Below are 17,366 nucleotides of genomic sequence, written 5' to 3' on the forward strand. Positions count from 1 at the left end.
TTTTTGCTTTTCCTATTCAGCGCAAGCCCAAGCTGGCGCCCTTAAAATGCCCGAATGCTCGCACAACGCACCCTCAAAACCTTGACCAAAGCCGTGGGCGTTGGCCTGCACAGCGGCCAACGGGTCGAGTTGACCCTGCGCCCGGCTCCCGCAGACACGGGCATTGTGTTTCGACGTGTCGATTTGCCTGAACCCGTGGACATTCCCGTCAAGGCCGAATCGGTGACCGACACCCGGCTGGCGTCGACCATTTCGGTCGGGCAAGCCAAGGTGCACACCGTTGAGCATTTGATGTCGGCCTGCGCAGGACTGGGCATCGACAACCTCTACGTGGACATCACCGCCGAAGAAGTGCCGATTCTGGACGGCTCTGCATCTTCGTTTGTGTTTTTGCTGCAAAGCGCGGGCGTGGTCGAGCAAAAAGCGCCCAAGCGTTTTATCCGCGTGCTCAAGCCGGTGCAGGTGAGTGAAGGCGAGGGCCAGAACATCAAATGGGCTCGCCTGGAGCCCTTCCACGGTTACAAGCTCAGCTTCGAAATTGAATTCCACCACCCGGCCGTGGATTCCACGGGCCAACAGGTGGTGTTCGACATGTCCGAAGGCGTGTATGCCCGCGACATCGCCAGGGCTCGCACTTTTGGCTTTACCAAAGACGTGGAGATGATGCGCGCCAATGGCTTGGCCCTGGGGGGCGGTCTGGACAACGCCATCGTGATGGACGACTACAAGGTGCTCAACGCCGACGGCCTGCGTTATGACGATGAGTTCGTCAAACACAAGATCCTCGACGCCATGGGCGATCTGTACATCGTGGGACATCCCTTGCTGGCGGCCTACAGCGCTTTCCGCTCGGGCCACGCCATGAACAACCAATTGCTGCGCGCCTTGCTGGCGCAACCTGACGCCTACGAGATCGTGACGTTCGAGAAAGACAGCCAAGCGCCGCGCGGCTTTGCCGCATTGCAGCCCGCTTGGTGATGGCCCCTTGGGCCCGCTGCGCATGAGCCGCACCACCCACCTTTTGTACCTGCACGGGTTCAGGTCTTCGCCGCAATCGGTCAAGGCCCGCAAGATGGCGCTGTGGATGGCGCGCGAGTTCCCCCACGTGCACTGGTGGTGCCCGCAATTGCCCGCATCGCCTCGCCAAGCCATGGCCGACCTGCTGGCTGGTGTGGCCCATTGGCCCGCTGACCGCATGGCGGTGGTGGGGTCTTCCTTGGGTGGGTTTTATGCCAGTTGCCTGGCCCAGCATCTGGGTTGCCCTGCGGTGCTGATCAACCCGGCGGTGCATCCTTCGCGGGATTTGGCCCAGTACATTGGCGAACAAGCGGCTTGGCACGACCCCTCGCAAAGCATCTTCTTTGATGCAGCCTACATCCAAGAACTTCAAGCGCTGGAATCGCCAACCCCCAGCGCCGCCCCCCAGACCTTGGCCTTGATCGCCAAGGGCGACGAAGTGCTCGATTGGCGGGAAATGCTCGCCCGCCACCAGGCCGGCCGGGTGCACTTGATCGAGGGCAGCGACCATGCCCTGAGCGATTTCGATCACTACAAAGCTGAAATCCTTGAATTTCTGGGTCTGGCCTGAGTCCCCGACCCCGCAAGAGCGGGCTGGCATGGGAAAATCTGAGCATGTACGTATTATTTGAAGAAGCCGGCAAATTCATGGCCGGGAGGGTCATGTCCGAAGCCGAGGCTTCCGCGCAGGTCGAGTTGGACTCGGGCAAGCGGGTCAAAGTCAAGGCGGCGCAAATGCTGCTCAAGTTCGAAAAACCAGCGCCCGCTGCCTTGCTCAGCGAAGCGGCGGCCTTGAGTCCCAGCATCGAGTTGGAGCTGGCTTACGAATTCGCCTCTGACAGCGAATTTGGTTTCATCGATCTGGCCCAAGACTATTTCAGCAGCGCCGCCACAACGGTGCAGCAGGTGGCGGCTTTGATGCGTTTGCACGAAGCACCCCATTATTTCCGCCGTGCAGGCAAGGGCCGCTACCGCAAGGCACCTGCCGAGATCGTTCAACAAGCGCTGGCCGCGATCGAGAAGAAAAAGCAGGTCCAGGCCCAAATCGAAGCCTGGGCGGCAGACTTGGTGGCCGGCACGTGCCCTGTGCCTATCCGCGAGCAACTCTACAAGATCCTGTTCCGCCCAGACAAAAACACACCCGAATACAAAGCGGTGGTCGAGGCCAGCAAAAGCAGTCAGACCGCACCCCTGGATTTGTTGCAAAACGCAGGCGCCATCGCCTCGGCCTGGGACTTCCATTGGCAGCGCTTCCTGTTTGACCTTTTCCCCAAGGGCACGGGTTTCCCCGCCTTGCAGGCGCCGGCCATCACCGACGAATTGCCCTTGGCTCCGGTGCAGGCCTTTTCCATCGACGACTCGCACACCACCGAAATCGACGATGCCCTGTCTTTGCAGGGCTTTGGCAGCGGCACGGTTACGGTGGGCATCCACATAGCGGCGCCCGGCTTGGCCTTGACGCCGGGCAGCGCCATCGACCAGTTGGGACGCGCCCGCCTGTCCACGGTTTACATGCCAGGCTACAAAATCACCATGCTGCCCGACAGCGTGGTGCAGGCCTACACCCTGATCGAAGGCCGCGCTTGTCCGGCAGTGTCGCTGTACGTGACGTTCAGCGAAGACACGCTGGAGGTGCAACACACCGAAACCCGCCTGGAGCGTGTGAACATCTTGGCCAACTTGCGCCACGACCAGCTCGACCAAACCATCACCCGCGAATGGTTGGAAGCCGATCAGGCCGACACGCCTGCAGACTTGCCGGTGGACCGGTCCACATTGGCCTTCTTCTGGCGTTTGGCCCAGACCCTCAAGGCGCGCCGTGAGGTGGTGCGCGGCAAGCCTGAGAACTTCAACCGGCCCGATTACAGCTTCAAGCTCGACCGGCCCAGCAACGAGGCCCCGCCCACAGGCGAAGAGACTGTGTTGATCGGCGTGCGCCAGCGCGGCGCACCCCTGGACCTGATGGTGGCCGAGGCCATGATTTTGGCCAACAGCACCTGGGGCCAGTGGCTGGCCAGCCTGGGTGTGCCGGGCATTTACCGCAGCCAGGCCAGCATGGCGCCAGGCGTCAAGGTGCGCATGGGCACCAAGGCTTTGCCGCACGCGGGCATTGGTGTGCCCAGCTACGCTTGGAGCACCTCGCCCCTGCGCCGCTACACCGACCTGGTCAATCAATGGCAAATCATCGCCTGCGCCAAGCATGGCGCGACGGCCGCATTGGCCGCCCCCTTCAAGCCCAAAGACGCCGAGTTGTTCTCGATCATCAGCGGCTTTGATGCTGCTTACAGCGCCTACAACAGCGTGCAGTCGAGCATGGAGCGTTACTGGACGCTGCGGCATGTGCAGCAGCAAGGCATCACCGAGCTGGAAGCCAGTTTGGTCAAAGAAACCGGCGGCGGGATTTGGCTGGTGCGGGCCGACAGCTTGCCCTTGATGTTCAGCGTCATGGGTGCTCAAGGCCTACTGCGTGGTGCACGCGTTCGCGTGCAGCTGGGCGAGATCGATCTGATGGCGCTCGATGTCAAAGGCACCGTCACTGAGCACCTGGATGTGCCGGTGGTCGCAGACGAGGCCAGCGATGAGGGCGAAGACGAAGAGGCGCTCAATGCGGGCCCTTTGACGATTGCCGTTGATTTGAACGACAGCACCCAAAGCGAAGGGGCTTGAGCCGGCATGAAACGCCGATCGCCAAACCATACACTCCTTTGGACTTTGGGGGTCTCCCTGGGTTTGCACCTGGCCGTGCTGACCTTGCGCTTTGCCGCTCCTGAAACTTTCAACCGCGTGTTCGAAGACACACCTTTAGAGGTGGTGTTGGTCAACGCCCGCAGCAATGAACGGCCCACCGAAGCGAAGGCCTTGGCGCAGGTCAGCTTGGCGGGTGGGGGCAATGTGACCGAGGTGCGCATGTCCAGCTCGCCTTTGCCTGCCGCGGTGACCACTGAGCCTGGCACTGACATTGGCGAGATGCAAAGAAAGATCGAGGCACTGAAGGTCCAGCAAATGCGTTTGCTCACCCAGCTCAAAGCCGAGTTGGCGGATCTTTCCCGAGACGATTCTGCAGACAAAAGCAACACGCCTGAACAGCAAGCTCGCCAAGAGCGCAAGCAGCAGCTCAGCCGCCAACTGGCGCAGATTGAGCGGCGCGTTGAGCAGTCCCAGGGCGCCCCTCGCAAGCGCTACATCAGTCCGGCCACCAAAGAGACGGTGTACGCGCTCTACTATGACAAGCTTCGGCGCACCATTGAAACTCAGGGCACCTTGAATTTTCCGCAAGTACGTGGCGAAAAGCTCTATGGCAAGCTGACCATGGTGATCACCGTCAACAGCCAGGGAGAACTTTTAGAGACCGAAGTGGCCAGTTCCTCACGCAACCCGTTGTTGGACGAGCGGGCTTTGGCGATCGTGCGCAGTTCTGGACCTTTTGAGCCGTTTGGCGCGAAAATGCGCCGCCAAGCCGACCAGATTGTGGTGGTCTCGCGCTTCATGTTTTCTCGCGATGACACCTTATCGACGCGCATGCTGGCACCTGATCAATGAGGCCACTGGGGTGAAGCTTTTCGAGCAAGGAATCGGATGAAGGCGTTTGGACGTTGGTGCATGTTGATGGTCTGTGCATTGCTGTGCTTGCAGGTGTTTTTTGCCTTGCGCATCGCCAGCATGAACGTGATCGCTCCGGAGTCCACCAGCTTTGAACGTTCCCAAATTTGGCAAGTCCTCACCCGGCACGGCCATCTGCCTTGGCGTCAAGAGTGGGTTGATCGAGCACAGATTTCAGCCCAACTGCAACGTGCGGTATTGGCCTCCGAAGACAGCGCATTTACCCAACACCACGGCATTTGGTGGGATTCTTTGGAAAAAGCTTGGGCCAAAAATGAAAAGGCCAAAGCCCAAGCTGAACGCCGCGCGCAACGCCAAGGCGATGCCAAACCGGTGGAGGCCAAGATCGTGGGCGGCTCCACCATCACCCAGCAATTGGCGAAAAACCTGTTTTTGTCAGGTGAACGCACCTTGCTGCGCAAAGGGCAGGAAATGGTATTGACCTTGGGCTTGGAAGCTTTCCTGTCCAAGCGGCGCATCTTGGAGATTTACCTCAACAGCGTGGAATGGGGCGAGGGCGTGTTTGGTGCCCAGGCTGCTGCGCTGCACTATTTCCGTAAACCAGCGGCCAATCTGAGCGCTTGGGAGTCTGCGCGTTTGGCGGTCATGCTGCCCAGGCCTCGGTATTTCGAGACGCGCCCCCAATCGCCTTATCTGGCAGGGCGCGCCGAAGTGATTGTGGCCCGCATGAACGATGTGGCCTTGCCATGAGCACCCCGTCCACCGTCCGCATTTTGGGCATCGATCCAGGTTTGCAAACCACGGGCTTTGGCGTGCTCGACATGACCGGTTCACGTTTGCAATACGTGGCCAGCGGGGTGATTCAGACCACCAAAGAAGAAATGGGCAATTTGCCAGCCCGATTGAAAGTGATCTACGACGGCATTCGTGAAATCCAGGCGCGTTACCAGCCCGATGTGGCTTCGGTGGAGATCGTGTTTGTGAACGTCAACCCGCAAGCAACATTGTTGCTGGGCCAGGCTCGGGGATGTTGTGTCACCGCGCTGGTGTCTTGCGGCATGCCTGTTGCCGAGTACACCGCGTTGCAAATGAAGCAGTCTGTCACCGGCCATGGCCGCGCCGCCAAGTCGCAGGTACAAGAGATGGTCAAACGCCTGCTGCAATTGCCCGTGTTGCCGCGTCAGGATGCGGCCGATGCCTTGGGCTTGGCCATCACCCACGCACATGCCAGCCCTTCCATGAACAAGTTGGCAGCACAGGGTGTGCTCAACCGCAAAACCCACGGCATGTTCCGCAGTGGCCGCAGCCACTGACGGCATCTGCACCGATCAAGAGATAATTGCGCCATGGTTGCAGTGATTCAAAAACCCACGCTGGGTCAACGTTTGATGGGCTTGGTCGAAGGCTTCGACGGCCCCTTGGCGTTCGCTGTTTTCATGCTCGCTTGCGTGGGCTTGTTGATCATGTATTCCTCGGGCTTTGACCATGGCACGCGCTTTGTGGATCACGCCCGCAACATGGTGCTGGCCGGCTTCATCATGTTTGTGGTGGCTCAGGTGCCGCCGCAAAAACTCATGAGCTGGGCGGTGCCTGTTTATGCCATGGGCGTGACTTTGTTGATCGCGGTGGCTATTTTTGGTCTCACCAAAAAAGGGGCCCGGCGCTGGCTGAACATCGGTGTGGTGATTCAACCCAGTGAGATTTTGAAAATTGCCATGCCTTTGATGCTCTCGGCCTGGTTCCAAAAACGCGAAGGGCAATTGCGGCCGCTGGACTTCGCCATGGCCATGTTGATCTTGGGTGTGCCGGTGGGATTGATCATGAAGCAGCCTGACTTGGGCACGGCCTTGTTGGTGCTGTCGGCAGGTTTATCGGTGATCTTCTTTGCGGGCCTGAAGTGGCGGTGGATTTTGCCTCCGGTGGTGTTGGCCTTGGTCGGGGTGGTGATGCTGGTGATCATGGAGCCCACTTTGTGCCTGGCCGATGTCGATTGGCGAGTGCTTCATGAATACCAGCGCCAGCGTGTGTGCACTTTGCTGGATCCTGCCCGCGACCCTTTGGGCAAAGGGTTCCACATCATTCAGGGCATGATCGCCATTGGGTCTGGCGGGTTCTGGGGTAAGGGCTTCATGCAGGGCACTCAAACCCATCTCGAGTTCATCCCCGAGCGCACCACCGACTTCATCTTTGCCGCCTTTGGCGAAGAATTCGGGTTCATCGGAGGCATGGTGTTGGTGGCAGGCTTTTTCTTTCTGGTCTACAGGGGCTTGGTCATCGCCTCGCAGGCGCCCACCATGTTCAGCCGTTTGCTGGCGGCCAGTGTCTCCATGATCTTTTTCACTTACGCTTTCGTGAACATGGGCATGGTCAGCGGCATCTTGCCAGTGGTGGGCGTGCCTTTGCCCTTTGTCAGCTATGGCGGAACCGCCATGGTCACCTTGGGATTTGCCCTGGGCATTTTGATGTCCATCGCCAAGTCCAAGCAACTGGTCCAAAGCTGATCTGGGCTGAGCTTTCGGCAAGGGGATTGCGCAATCCCTACAATGGACCTCATGATTTCACGTGAACCGACCATCGAACGCCTGGCCACAGCCAGAAACCTTTTGCTGGAGCCGTTTGGCTTGGATGAAAGCCATCTGAGCCAGGCGCTCAACGCCATCAAAGCCCACGCGGTTGATGACGCCGATTTGTATTTCCAATACACCCGCTCCGAAGGCTGGAGCCTCGAAGAAGGCATCGTCAAAACCGGCAGCTTCAGCATCGACCAAGGCGTGGGTGTTCGCGCCGTGTCGGGTGAAAAAACCGCGTTTGCCTATTCGGACGACATCTCCTTGGCTTCTTTGATGGATGCGGCCATGACGGTGCGCTCTATCGCCTCGGCCGCCCAAAACAAGCGCATCAAGGTGCCTGCGCGCAAGATCTCGGCCAGCCGCTCGCTCTACCCCGCGCTGGACCCGATGTCCACGCTGGACAGCACAGCCAAAGTGAATTTGCTTGGCCATGTGGAAAAGATCGCCCGCGCCAAAGACCCGCGTGTGGTGCAGGTCATGGCGGGTTTGGCCACTGAGTACGACGTGGTCATGGTGGCCCGCGCTGACGGCACGCTGGCCGCCGACGTGCGCCCATTGATCCGCCTGTCGGTCACCGTGATCGCTGAGCACAACGGTCGCCGCGAAGTGGGCAGCAGTGGCGGCGGTGGTCGCTTTGGCCTGGCCTATTTTGACGACGCGATGGTCGAGAGCTATGTGCAAGAAGCCGTCTCGGCCGCGCTGATCAACCTCGAAGCCCGCCCCGCGCCAGCGGGTGAGATGACGGTGGCGCTGGGCAATGGCTGGCCCGGTGTGCTCTTGCACGAGGCTGTTGGCCACGGCCTGGAGGGCGACTTCAACCGCAAGGGCTCAAGCGCTTTCAGCGGCCGCATCGGCCAGCGTGTGGCGGCCAAGGGCGTCACCGTGCTCGACGACGGCACCATCGCCGACCGCCGGGGCTCGCTGAACGTGGACGACGAAGGCCACGCCAGCCAAAAGAACGTGCTGATCGAAGACGGCATCTTGCGCGGTTACATCCAAGACGCTATGAACGCGCGTCTGATGGGCGTCAAGCCCACCGGCAACGGCCGCCGCGAAAGTTACGCCCATGTGCCCATGCCGCGCATGACCAACACCTACATGCTGGGTGGCGACAAAAGCGCCGAAGAAATTGTGGCCAGCATCAAAAAAGGGCTGTACGCCACCAACTTTGCAGGCGGCCAGGTGGACATCACCAGCGGCAAGTTCGTGTTCTCGGCCAGCCAGGCCTACTGGGTGGAAAACGGCAAAATTCAATACCCCGTCAAGGGCGCGACGCTGATCGGCAGCGGCCCCGAGTCGCTCAAGAAGATCAGCATGATCGGCAACGACATGAAGCTCGACTCGGGCGTGGGCACCTGCGGCAAAGAAGGCCAAAGCGTGCCGGTGGGCGTGGGGCAGCCCACGCTGCGCATCGATGGCCTCACGGTGGGCGGCACGGCCTGATGGGCTTGTTCGGGTTTGTCCTCAAAGCAGTCTGTCAGAAACTGTCATCTGGCTGTGATACATTGAATGCCATGTCTTTGCGCACCGCTTTTTACTTTTTTTATTTTTGGTTCTCAGTCCCCGGCGGACGAGAGGCGAGCGCATAAGCACCCGAACATCTCGACACACACCGCCGGAGCCCCAAAGCCCGGCGGTTTTTTTTCACCTGTTATTTTTCAATCTGAGGAACCCACGATGACCCCCAAGAACACAGAAGCCTGGAATGCCCAAGCCATCGACCGCACAGGACAGACCGATGACGAACGCATCAAGGACATCACCGTGCTCCCGCCCCCGGAACATTTGATTCGTTTTTTCCCGATTGCCGGCACGGCCACGGAAACCCTGATCTCCCAAACCCGTCAGTCGATCGCCAAGATCGTGCACGGCAAGGATGACCGCTTGCTGGTCATCATTGGACCCTGCTCGATCCACGACCCTGCAGCAGCCTTGGATTACGCCCGCCGCTTGAAGCCTTTGCGCGACCAGTACGCCGACACGCTCGAGATCGTGATGCGCGTGTACTTCGAAAAGCCCCGCACCACCGTGGGCTGGAAGGGCCTGATCAACGACCCCTACCTCGACGAGAGCTACCGCATCGACGAAGGCCTGCGCATCGCACGCCAGCTGCTGATCGAGATCAACCGCCAAGGCTTGCCTGCAGGCAGCGAGTTCCTCGACGTGATCTCGCCCCAGTACATCGGCGACCTGATCAGCTGGGGCGCCATCGGTGCGCGCACCACCGAGAGCCAGGTTCACCGCGAGCTGGCTTCGGGCCTGTCGGCGCCCATTGGCTTCAAAAACGGCACGGACGGCAACATCAAGATCGCGACCGACGCGATCCAGGCGGCGGCCCGTGGCCACCACTTCCTGTCGGTGCATAAAAACGGCCAAGTCGCCATCGTGCAGACCCAAGGCAACCAAGACTGCCATGTGATCTTGCGCGGCGGCAAAGCCCCCAATTACGACGCCGACAGCGTGGCCGCCGCTTGCAAGGAACTCGATGCCGCCAAGCTACCCGCCACCTTGATGGTGGACTGCAGCCACGCCAACAGCAGCAAAAAGCACGAGCGCCAGATCGACGTGGCCAAGGACATCGCCGCGCAAATCAGTGGTGGTTCGCGCCAGGTGTTTGGCGTCATGGTCGAAAGCCACATCGTGGACGGCGCTCAGAAGTTCACGCCCGGCAAGGACGATGTGAACGCGCTGGCCTATGGCCAAAGCATCACGGATGCTTGCATTGGCTGGGACGACAGCGTAGGCGTCTTGCAGGTGCTCTCGGATGCGGTGAAGGCGCGCCGTTCGCGCTGAAGCCTTGGCGATTGAAGCTGGCCTTCCAGGCCGGCTTTAAGGTTGCCCACTTTGGATCAGCTCAAGTGAGATTCCGTCTTGACCTGGAACTCACGCCACAACAGGTACAGACCGCTGGCCACCACCACGGTGGCGCCCAGCAACACCGCACGGTCGGGCACCTGGTCAAAGACCAGCCAGCCGCCCAGCGTCATGTAGAGGATCTGTTGGTAAAGAAATGGTCCCAGCACAGCGGCCGAGGCAAAGCGGTGCGCTTGCGCAGCGAAATAGTGCCCAGCCCCGCCACTGAGTCCCGCCAGCGCGAGCATCAGCCACTGCCATCCGCTGCTGGGGGTTTGCCAGTTCCACACGGCAAATGGGGTGAGCACAGCGGTGGCAACCAAGGCTGATGCCAATTGCATGGTGGCCGGATGCTCTTGGCTCGCCAGGCGGCGCGTCAGCAGGTTGAACAGGGCATACAAGACGGCGTTGCCCGCCGACAGCAAGATGGCCGGGTGGAAGGCTTGGCTGCCTGGGCGGATGATGATCAACACGCCGATGAAACCGGCGGCAATGGCGGCCCAGCGCTGGACGTCCAGCCGCTCGCCCAGCCACCAGACCGACAACACGGCAATCAGGATGGGCACAGAAAATTGCATGGCACCGGTTTCGGCCAGTTGCAGATATTGCAGGGCCCAGAAATTAAGCCCTGTCATGCTGGCCAGCATCAGGCCGCGCAGCAGTTGCAATCGGGGATGGTGCCAGTGCACCAATGAGAGCCCCATGCTGGGGGCAAAGACCGCAAAGGAAAACAGCGAGTGCGTTAAGAAGCGCAGCCAAACGACTTGCAGCACCGGCAAACTCAGCACCAGCCATTTGGCTGTCGTGTCCAGCACCGCGAACATCAGCGTGGTCAAGGTGACCAGGCCAATACCCAGTCGCCGGTGGCTGTTGTTCGGCATGCGATGTCAGCCCGCCTGCAAGGCTTGCAACAGTTTGTCGTGGATGCCACCAAAGCCACCGTTGCTCATGCACAGCAGGTGGTCGCCCGGGCGCACTTGCGCCATCACTTGTGCGATGACTTCATCGATGTTTGCGCCCACTTGCGCTTTGGTGCCCATGGACTCAAGGGCTGCTGCGGCATCCCAGCCCAGTCCGCCCGAGTGGCAAAAGGCCAAATCGGCTTCTTCCAGGCTCCAGGGCAGTTGGGCCTTCATGGTGCCGAGCTTCATGGTGTTGCTGCGTGGCTCAAAGATCGCCAGGATGCGGGCGCTGCCCACCTGACGGCGCAGGCCGTTGACGGTGGTGCGGATCGCGGTGGGGTGGTGGGCGAAGTCGTCGTAGACGGTGATGTGGTTCACTGCGCCGCGCACTTCCATGCGGCGTTTCACGTTTTCAAACGTGGCCAGCGCTTGCGCTGCCACGGCAGGGCTCACGCCGACATGTTCGGCAGCGGCAATCGTGGCCAGTGCATTGAGTTGGTTGTGCACGCCGCCAATGTCCCATTGCACCTCGGCCACCGATTTGCCTGCCTGCAGCACTTTGAAGTGGGAAGGCTCTCCTTCGGCCACAAAGTCGCTCACGGTGCTGCCAAAGCTGCGCACTTCGCTCCAGCAGCCTTGTCCCAGCACACGGGTCAGACTTTCTTCCAGGCCGTTGACCACCACGCGGCCCGTGCCGGGCACGGTGCGCACCAGGTGGTGGAACTGGCGTTCGATGGCCGCCAAATCTTCAAAGATGTCGGCGTGGTCGAATTCCAAATTGTTAAGGATGGCTGTGCGTGGACGGTAGTGCACGAATTTGCTGCGCTTGTCGAAGAAAGCCGTGTCGTATTCGTCTGCTTCGATGACAAAGTACTTGCCACCGCCCAAGCGGGCCGAGACCCCAAAATTCAGCGGCACACCTCCGACCAGGAAACCTGGTTTCGAACCGGCTTGCTCCAGCACCCAAGTCAGCATCGAGGTGGTGGTGGTTTTACCGTGCGTGCCGGCCACAGCCAAAACATGTTGGCCTTGCAGCACATGCTCAGACAACCACTGCGGCCCGCTGGTGTAGGGCGCGCCCGATTCCAAAATCGCTTCCATCAGGGGGAATTTGGGCTGGCCATCAGGCAATCGGGCGCGGCTGACCACGTTGCCGATCACAAACATGTCCGGCTTCAAGGCCATTTGGTCGGCACCAAAGCCTTCGATCAAATCAATGCCCAAAGCCCGCAGCTGATCGCTCATGGGGGGGTAAACGCCCGCATCACAACCCGTGACCCGATGCCCGGCTTCGCGGGCTAACGCTGCCAATCCACCCATGAAGGTGCCACAAATGCCCAAGATATGAATATGCATAGTCTGATTTTAGGTGGCTGCACGGTGCTGACGGGTCGCCAAGGTGGACTTTCTCTGCCCTTGCTGCTGTGGGGTGTTCGAGCCAGCGGGCACAATGCCACCTCATGAACGACACCGCATTGGAAATCGCGGCCACGGCCGCGCGGCTGGTGGTGGAAGAGGGGCTGAGCTTTGGTCCCGCCAAACACCGCGCGCTCAAAGAGTTGGGGCTTGCTTCTCGCACCGCCTTGCCCTCCAATGAGGAGGTGGAATCGCAGGTCATGGATTACATCGCGCTGTTTTGCGCAGACACCCAGCCTGGTGAGTTGCAAGCTTTGCGGGAACATGCCCTGGTCTGGATGGAGCGGCTGGCCCCTTTTCGCCCCCACTTGGGTGGGGCGGTTTGGCAAGGTTGGGCCACCCGTTTGTGCGACATCGACCTGGCCTTGTTTTGCGATGACCCGAAATCGGCCGAAATCGAATTGATCAACCAAAACCTGCGCTACGAAGTCCAGACGGTGCGCGGCATGCATGGCGAGGATGTGGATGTCTTGAGCTTGCACAGCTTTTGCCCAGATTTGGGTGAAGACATTGGGGTCCACTTGCGCGTTTATGACTTGGATGACTTGCGCGGGGCTTTGCTGCCCGATGCCCGAGGGCGTTCGCCACGCGGCAGTGTCTCCGCTTTAAAGCAATTGCTTGCAGGATGAAAGACGATGACAACATGATGGATAAAAATCACACTCCTTCAAGACGTGCTTGGCTTGGGGCCGCCGGTGCCACTGCTGGTTTGGTTGGCGCTGGGCTGGCTTGGTGGCGCTTGTCGCCACAATCGGCAGGACCTGTCGCACAGCATGCTTTTTGGGCTGAAAGCTTTGAAGACCCCTCTGGCATGAGCTTGTCCATGCAGGACTTCAAGGGCAATCCTTTGCTCGTCAATTTCTGGGCGACCTGGTGTCCCCCTTGCGTTGAGGAGTTGCCCTTACTTGATCGCTTTTGGCGTGAAAATGCTGCAAAAAAGGCTGAAATTCTCGCTTTGGCCATTGACCAGCCCAGTGCTGTCAAAAAATTCTTGCTTCGTCAGCCTCTGGGTTTTCCTGTTGGCTTGGCTGGTTTCGCGGGTACCGAGTTGGCCAAGTCGCTGGGGAATGCGGCTGGTGGATTGCCTTTCAGTGTGTTTTTCAATGCAGATGGCACCATTTGGCGGCAAAAACTTGGTCAATTGACGCCAGAAGACTTGGCGAAATGGCAAGGGAGTTGGCCAAAAGCCTGATCAAGCGCCTGTTGACGGGTCGTTTTTGCCGTGACGGACTTGTATGGCGCTTTGATTTTTTCGGATTTGACGGTGAATAGCTGATTTTTTGAGGGTTTTTACTGAAATTTGGTGTAAATTCAGGCGCTTACGTTGGCTTACGCAATGGAGGTCCTATGGATTTGCGCAAACTCAAAACCCTGATCGACTTGGTATCAGACTCGAATGTCTCTGAATTGGAGATCACCGAAGCCGAAGGCAAGGTTCGCATCGTCAAGAGCATGGGCATTGCCGCACCTGTGATGGTTCAGCAAGCACCCGTTGCCGCTGCACCTGCGGCGCCCGTGGCGGTCGCCGCAGCACCGGTCGCAGAAGCACCAGCCGCTCCCGCAGCGCCAGCTGGCCATGCCGTCAAATCACCCATGGTGGGCACTTTTTACCGATCGTCCAGCCCAGGCGCTGCACCCTTTGTGCAAATCGGCTCGGTGGTCAAAGAAGGCGATACCCTGTGCATCATTGAAGCGATGAAAATCCTCAACGAGATCGAATCCGACAAGTCCGGCACCGTGACACAAATCCTGTGCGAGAACGGTCAAGCGACCGAATACGGCCAGCCTTTGTTCATCGTCGAATAAACCAAACGGGGATTTCATGTTCAAGAAAATCCTGGTCGCCAACCGCGGAGAGATCGCCCTGCGCATCCAACGCGCTTGCCGAGAGTTGGGCATCAAAGCGGTGATGGTGTATTCCGAAGCCGACAAAGAAGCCAAATACGTGAAGTTGGCCGAAGAAGCGGTATGTATTGGGCCTGCGGCCTCGCCCTTGAGCTACCTCAATATGCCGGCCATCATTTCGGCTGCTGAGGTGACCGATGCAGAAGCGATTCACCCTGGCTACGGCTTTTTGAGTGAAAACGCCGATTTTGCCGAGCGCGTTGAGAAAAGCGGCTTCCAGTTCATTGGGCCCACACCCGAGTCGATCCGGATCATGGGCGACAAGGTTTCGGCCAAGCAGGCCATGATCCGCGCAGGCGTGCCTTGCGTGCCCGGCTCTGAAGGGGAATTGCCAGACGATCCGGCGCAAATCCGCCGCATCGCCAAGAGCGTGGGTTACCCCGTCATCATCAAAGCCGCTGGCGGCGGCGGTGGCCGAGGCATGCGTGTGGTGCACACCGAAGCGGCCCTGATCAATGCGGTGCAGATGACCAAAGCCGAGGCCGGTGCGGCGTTTGGCAATCCTGCGGTGTACATGGAAAAGTTCCTTCAGAACCCGCGCCACATCGAAATTCAGATCCTGGCCGACAAGTTCAAGAACGCGGTGTACCTGGGAGAGCGCGACTGCTCCATGCAGCGTCGCCATCAAAAGGTGATCGAAGAAGCGCCAGCGCCAGGTATTCCCCGCAAATTGATCGAAAAGATCGGCGAGCGCTGTGTGGCCGCTTGCAAGAAGATCGGTTACCGCGGTGCGGGCACATTCGAGTTCTTGTACGAAAACGGTGAGTTTTATTTCATCGAGATGAACACCCGCGTGCAGGTCGAGCACCCCGTAACCGAATGGATCACGGGCGTGGACATCGTCAAGACGCAGATCATGGTGGCGGCGGGTGAAAAACTGCCCTTCACGCAAAAACAGATCCAGATTCGAGGTCATGCCATCGAATGCCGTGTGAACGCGGAAGACCCCTTCAAGTTCATGCCATCACCGGGTCGCATCACGTCGTGGCACATGCCCGGCGGCCCGGGTGTGCGCGTGGACTCGCACGCCTACAACAACTACTTTGTGCCCCCGAACTACGACTCGATGATCGGCAAGATCATTGTCCACGGCGATACCCGCGAGCAGGCGCTGGCCCGCATGCAGACCGCTTTGGCCGAGACCGTGATCGAAGGCATCAACACCAACATCCCACTGCACCGCGAGTTGATGGTGGATGCCAAGTTCATGCAAGGCGGCACCAACATCCATTATCTGGAACACTGGCTGAGCCAGCACAAGCGCTGAGGCCTTTATGTTTGAATTGAGCTTGCGCTGCCCTGAGGATCGGGTTGACGTGTTGAGCGATGCGCTCGACGCCCTGGATGCGTTGAGCGTGTCCGTCGAAGACGCCGATGCCCAGACCCCTGCCGAGCAGGCTTTGTTCGGCGAGCCTGGCATGCCGCCTCCCAAGGACGGCTGGCAGCGCTCCCGCATGGTGGCTTTGTTTGCCCAAGAGTCAGGTGCTCAAGAGGCATCTGCGCTTTTGCAGGCGCAAGACTTTTTCGAGGGTTGCCGTCTGTTGGGCATCCAAGCCATTGCCGAACAAGACTGGGTGCGTTTGACCCAGTCCCAGTTCGCACCCGTGGAGGTGACGCCCGAGTTCTGGATCGTGCCCACTTGGCACGAGCCGCCAGCCCAAGCCCATCAGATCATTCGCCTGGATCCTGGTTTGGCTTTTGGCACCGGCACGCACCCGACCACCCGCATGTGCCTGCGCTGGATCGCTCGCAACAACGTGAAAGACCAGCGCGTGCTGGACTACGGCTGTGGTTCGGGCATTTTGGCCATTGGCGCTGCCAAATACGGGGCCACCCGCATCGATGCGGTGGACATCGACGAAGCCGCGGTCACATCGACCGTGCTCAACGCCGAAGCCAACCATGTCGTCCTGACTGCTGGTCTACCTGAGCAAGCCCAGGGCCTGTACCAAACGGTCTTGGCCAACATCCTGGCCACGCCCCTCAAGGTTTTGGCCCCGCTCCTGTGCTCGCATGTCGAAGCCGGCGGTGCCTTGGTGCTGGCAGGGATTTTGGAGCGTCAAGCCGATGAACTCAAAGCCGCCTACGCACCTTGGGTGCAGTTGGAGGTGGCCGATTCGGAAGACGGCTGGATTTTGATGACCGCCCAAAAGCCCGCAAGCGCTGCTTGAGGCGCTTGGCGGGCCCTGTCTACAATCAGGGCATGAATTGGATTACCCGCTGCCCTGAATGTGCCACGGTCTATCAGGTTTCGCCTGATCAGCTCAAGGCCGCCAAGGGGTGGTTGCGTTGTGGTCAATGCCAGCATGCCTTTGACAGCACGGGTTTGATCCTCGCCTGGTCTGCGGAGCCGTCGCAGGCATCCGTCATCGATGCGCAGCCTGCTGCAGGCGAGCCTGGCACGGATGAACGCCTTGACATCGATGCGCTGCTCCAAAAAGAAGACCGGTCTGAACCCAAAACGCCCTCGCAGGCGTCGGCAGACCTCAGCTCGTTCGAAGAAGCCCTGTCGACTTTCAAGCCCGAAATCGAAAAAGCCATAGCAGATTTGGTCACCACGTCGCCGGATTCATCTTTGCCCGAAGAAGTTGAGGCTGCGGGTGATGACCATCATGCGTTGCCGCAACGCCGCTGGCCGTCAGTGTTGGCGATCGGTGCATTGGCTGTGGGCCTCTTGGCTCAATGGGTATGGACGGAGCGTTTTGCTCTGGCGGAAAAATTTCCTGCGACTGAAAGCGTGTTTCAGCAACTTTGCCGTACGCTTGCTTGCGAACATGAATACGCGCGCGATGTCAGTGGCTTGGTGATCGATACCTCCAGCTTCATCCAGCGTGATGATGCCTTTGAGCTCAAATGGATTGTGCGTAACACCACAACGCACAAGTTGGAGATGACGGCCCTTGAGTTGACGCTGCAAGATGCCCAGGGCAAGCCTGTGGTGCGGCGTGTGTTTTTGCCGACCCAGTTGGGTGCGCCCAAATCCTTGGACCCTGCCCAGGTCTGGCAAGGTGACATGCGCATCTTGGTCAACAGCGAAACACCCGTGACCGGCTACCGGGTGCTGAGCTTTTACCCTTGACCATCGCCCATGAAAAAAGCCCAACACTGTTGCCAGTGTCGGGCTTTGCGGCTAGCGCTTAAC

The 17,366-nt window shown here is 59.5% G+C and carries 17 protein-coding genes; 15 read left to right on the forward strand and 2 right to left on the reverse strand.

Annotated features, from left to right (window positions below; all coding sequences use genetic code 11):
• Window positions 1-54 precede the first annotated feature (54 nt).
• The 9 genes from lpxC (at window position 55) to QLQ16_RS09135 (ending at window position 9,941) form a co-directional block, all read left to right on the forward strand.
• Window positions 55-978: a UDP-3-O-acyl-N-acetylglucosamine deacetylase gene (gene lpxC, locus QLQ16_RS09095; RefSeq protein ID WP_283224378.1), complete on the forward strand. Its 924-nt coding sequence runs from the start codon at window positions 55-57 to the stop codon at window positions 976-978.
• A 22-nt stretch (window positions 979-1,000) separates the two neighbouring features.
• On the forward strand, window positions 1,001-1,588 hold the full coding sequence (locus QLQ16_RS09100) for a YqiA/YcfP family alpha/beta fold hydrolase (RefSeq protein WP_283224379.1): 588 nt from the start codon (window positions 1,001-1,003) through the stop codon (window positions 1,586-1,588).
• A 44-nt stretch (window positions 1,589-1,632) separates the two neighbouring features.
• Window positions 1,633-3,684: a ribonuclease catalytic domain-containing protein gene (locus QLQ16_RS09105; protein ID WP_283224380.1), complete on the forward strand. Its 2,052-nt coding sequence runs from the start codon at window positions 1,633-1,635 to the stop codon at window positions 3,682-3,684.
• Between the two features lie 6 nt (window positions 3,685-3,690).
• Window positions 3,691-4,557, forward strand: coding sequence for an energy transducer TonB (locus tag QLQ16_RS09110; protein WP_283224381.1), 867 nt, complete (start codon window positions 3,691-3,693; stop codon window positions 4,555-4,557).
• A gap of 36 nt (window positions 4,558-4,593) precedes the next feature.
• On the forward strand, window positions 4,594-5,328 hold the full coding sequence (gene mtgA, locus QLQ16_RS09115) for a monofunctional biosynthetic peptidoglycan transglycosylase (protein WP_283224382.1): 735 nt from the start codon (window positions 4,594-4,596) through the stop codon (window positions 5,326-5,328).
• Window positions 5,325-5,891, forward strand: coding sequence for a crossover junction endodeoxyribonuclease RuvC (gene ruvC / locus QLQ16_RS09120; RefSeq protein WP_283224383.1), 567 nt, complete (start codon window positions 5,325-5,327; stop codon window positions 5,889-5,891). The genes mtgA and ruvC overlap by 4 nt, the downstream gene beginning before the upstream one ends.
• A 33-nt stretch (window positions 5,892-5,924) precedes the next feature.
• Window positions 5,925-7,079 carry a rod shape-determining protein RodA gene (gene rodA, locus QLQ16_RS09125; RefSeq protein WP_283224384.1) on the forward strand — a complete coding sequence of 385 codons (1,155 nt, stop codon included), beginning with the start codon at window positions 5,925-5,927 and terminating at the stop codon, window positions 7,077-7,079.
• Window positions 7,080-7,130: 51 nt separating this feature from the next.
• On the forward strand, window positions 7,131-8,591 hold the full coding sequence (gene tldD, locus QLQ16_RS09130; protein ID WP_283224385.1) for a metalloprotease TldD: 1,461 nt from the start codon (window positions 7,131-7,133) through the stop codon (window positions 8,589-8,591).
• A 234-nt stretch (window positions 8,592-8,825) separates the two neighbouring features.
• On the forward strand, window positions 8,826-9,941 hold the full coding sequence (locus QLQ16_RS09135) for a 3-deoxy-7-phosphoheptulonate synthase (protein WP_283224386.1): 1,116 nt from the start codon (window positions 8,826-8,828) through the stop codon (window positions 9,939-9,941).
• 56 nt (window positions 9,942-9,997) lie between these two features.
• On the opposite strand, the gene QLQ16_RS09140 is transcribed toward QLQ16_RS09135, so the two are convergent.
• Together QLQ16_RS09140 and mpl are read right to left on the reverse strand one after the other, a co-directional pair.
• On the reverse strand, window positions 9,998-10,882 hold the full coding sequence (locus QLQ16_RS09140) for a DMT family transporter (RefSeq protein WP_283224387.1): 885 nt from the start codon (window positions 10,880-10,882) through the stop codon (window positions 9,998-10,000).
• A 6-nt stretch (window positions 10,883-10,888) separates the two neighbouring features.
• Window positions 10,889-12,259, reverse strand: a complete 1,371-nt coding sequence (gene mpl, locus QLQ16_RS09145; protein ID WP_283224388.1) for a UDP-N-acetylmuramate:L-alanyl-gamma-D-glutamyl-meso-diaminopimelate ligase — start codon at window positions 12,257-12,259, stop codon at window positions 10,889-10,891.
• A gap of 104 nt (window positions 12,260-12,363) precedes the next feature.
• On the opposite strand from mpl, the gene QLQ16_RS09150 reads away from it, so the two are divergent.
• The 6 genes from QLQ16_RS09150 (at window position 12,364) to QLQ16_RS09175 (ending at window position 17,303) form a co-directional block, all read left to right on the forward strand.
• Entirely contained in the window at window positions 12,364-12,948 is a 585-nt protein-coding gene (locus tag QLQ16_RS09150) for a hypothetical protein (RefSeq protein ID WP_283224389.1), read from the forward strand.
• Window positions 12,945-13,511 (forward strand): TlpA disulfide reductase family protein, encoded by a 567-nt coding sequence (locus QLQ16_RS09155; RefSeq protein ID WP_283224390.1) that lies wholly within the window; start codon window positions 12,945-12,947, stop codon window positions 13,509-13,511. Before QLQ16_RS09150 ends, QLQ16_RS09155 begins: the two co-directional genes overlap by 4 nt.
• 155 nt (window positions 13,512-13,666) lie before the next feature.
• Window positions 13,667-14,125, forward strand: coding sequence for an acetyl-CoA carboxylase biotin carboxyl carrier protein (accB, locus tag QLQ16_RS09160; protein ID WP_283224391.1), 459 nt, complete (start codon window positions 13,667-13,669; stop codon window positions 14,123-14,125).
• Between the two features lie 16 nt (window positions 14,126-14,141).
• A complete protein-coding gene (gene accC / locus QLQ16_RS09165) occupies window positions 14,142-15,491 on the forward strand; it encodes an acetyl-CoA carboxylase biotin carboxylase subunit (RefSeq protein ID WP_283224392.1) in 1,350 nt (449 codons plus the stop codon).
• A 7-nt stretch (window positions 15,492-15,498) separates the two neighbouring features.
• A complete protein-coding gene (gene prmA, locus QLQ16_RS09170) occupies window positions 15,499-16,395 on the forward strand; it encodes a 50S ribosomal protein L11 methyltransferase (protein WP_283224393.1) in 897 nt (298 codons plus the stop codon).
• Between the two features lie 32 nt (window positions 16,396-16,427).
• A complete protein-coding gene (locus QLQ16_RS09175) occupies window positions 16,428-17,303 on the forward strand; it encodes a DUF3426 domain-containing protein (RefSeq protein ID WP_283224394.1) in 876 nt (291 codons plus the stop codon).
• The last annotated feature ends 63 nt before the right edge of the window (window positions 17,304-17,366 follow it).

This window comes from Limnohabitans lacus (assembly GCF_030053395.1).
Taxonomy (GTDB): domain Bacteria; phylum Pseudomonadota; class Gammaproteobacteria; order Burkholderiales; family Burkholderiaceae_C; genus Limnohabitans_A; species Limnohabitans_A lacus.

What these genes read in the sequence shown, in the direction of transcription:
- accC (WP_283224392.1), top strand. Translation starts at nt 14,142, where the DNA reads ATGTTCAAGAAAATCCTGGTCGCCAACCGCGGAGAGATCGCCCTGCGC.
- mpl (WP_283224388.1), bottom strand. Translation starts at nt 12,259, where the DNA reads ATGCATATTCATATCTTGGGCATTTGTGGCACCTTCATGGGTGGATTG.
- accB (WP_283224391.1), top strand. Translation starts at nt 13,667, where the DNA reads ATGGATTTGCGCAAACTCAAAACCCTGATCGACTTGGTATCAGACTCG.
- QLQ16_RS09155 (WP_283224390.1), top strand. Translation starts at nt 12,945, where the DNA reads ATGAAAGACGATGACAACATGATGGATAAAAATCACACTCCTTCAAGA.
- QLQ16_RS09175 (WP_283224394.1), top strand. Translation starts at nt 16,428, where the DNA reads ATGAATTGGATTACCCGCTGCCCTGAATGTGCCACGGTCTATCAGGTT.
- QLQ16_RS09150 (WP_283224389.1), top strand. Translation starts at nt 12,364, where the DNA reads ATGAACGACACCGCATTGGAAATCGCGGCCACGGCCGCGCGGCTGGTG.
- tldD (WP_283224385.1), top strand. Translation starts at nt 7,131, where the DNA reads ATGATTTCACGTGAACCGACCATCGAACGCCTGGCCACAGCCAGAAAC.
- QLQ16_RS09110 (WP_283224381.1), top strand. Translation starts at nt 3,691, where the DNA reads ATGAAACGCCGATCGCCAAACCATACACTCCTTTGGACTTTGGGGGTC.
- QLQ16_RS09105 (WP_283224380.1), top strand. Translation starts at nt 1,633, where the DNA reads ATGTACGTATTATTTGAAGAAGCCGGCAAATTCATGGCCGGGAGGGTC.
- QLQ16_RS09100 (WP_283224379.1), top strand. Translation starts at nt 1,001, where the DNA reads ATGAGCCGCACCACCCACCTTTTGTACCTGCACGGGTTCAGGTCTTCG.
- lpxC (WP_283224378.1), top strand. Translation starts at nt 55, where the DNA reads ATGCTCGCACAACGCACCCTCAAAACCTTGACCAAAGCCGTGGGCGTT.
- QLQ16_RS09135 (WP_283224386.1), top strand. Translation starts at nt 8,826, where the DNA reads ATGACCCCCAAGAACACAGAAGCCTGGAATGCCCAAGCCATCGACCGC.
- mtgA (WP_283224382.1), top strand. Translation starts at nt 4,594, where the DNA reads ATGAAGGCGTTTGGACGTTGGTGCATGTTGATGGTCTGTGCATTGCTG.
- ruvC (WP_283224383.1), top strand. Translation starts at nt 5,325, where the DNA reads ATGAGCACCCCGTCCACCGTCCGCATTTTGGGCATCGATCCAGGTTTG.
- prmA (WP_283224393.1), top strand. Translation starts at nt 15,499, where the DNA reads ATGTTTGAATTGAGCTTGCGCTGCCCTGAGGATCGGGTTGACGTGTTG.
- rodA (WP_283224384.1), top strand. Translation starts at nt 5,925, where the DNA reads ATGGTTGCAGTGATTCAAAAACCCACGCTGGGTCAACGTTTGATGGGC.
- QLQ16_RS09140 (WP_283224387.1), bottom strand. Translation starts at nt 10,882, where the DNA reads ATGCCGAACAACAGCCACCGGCGACTGGGTATTGGCCTGGTCACCTTG.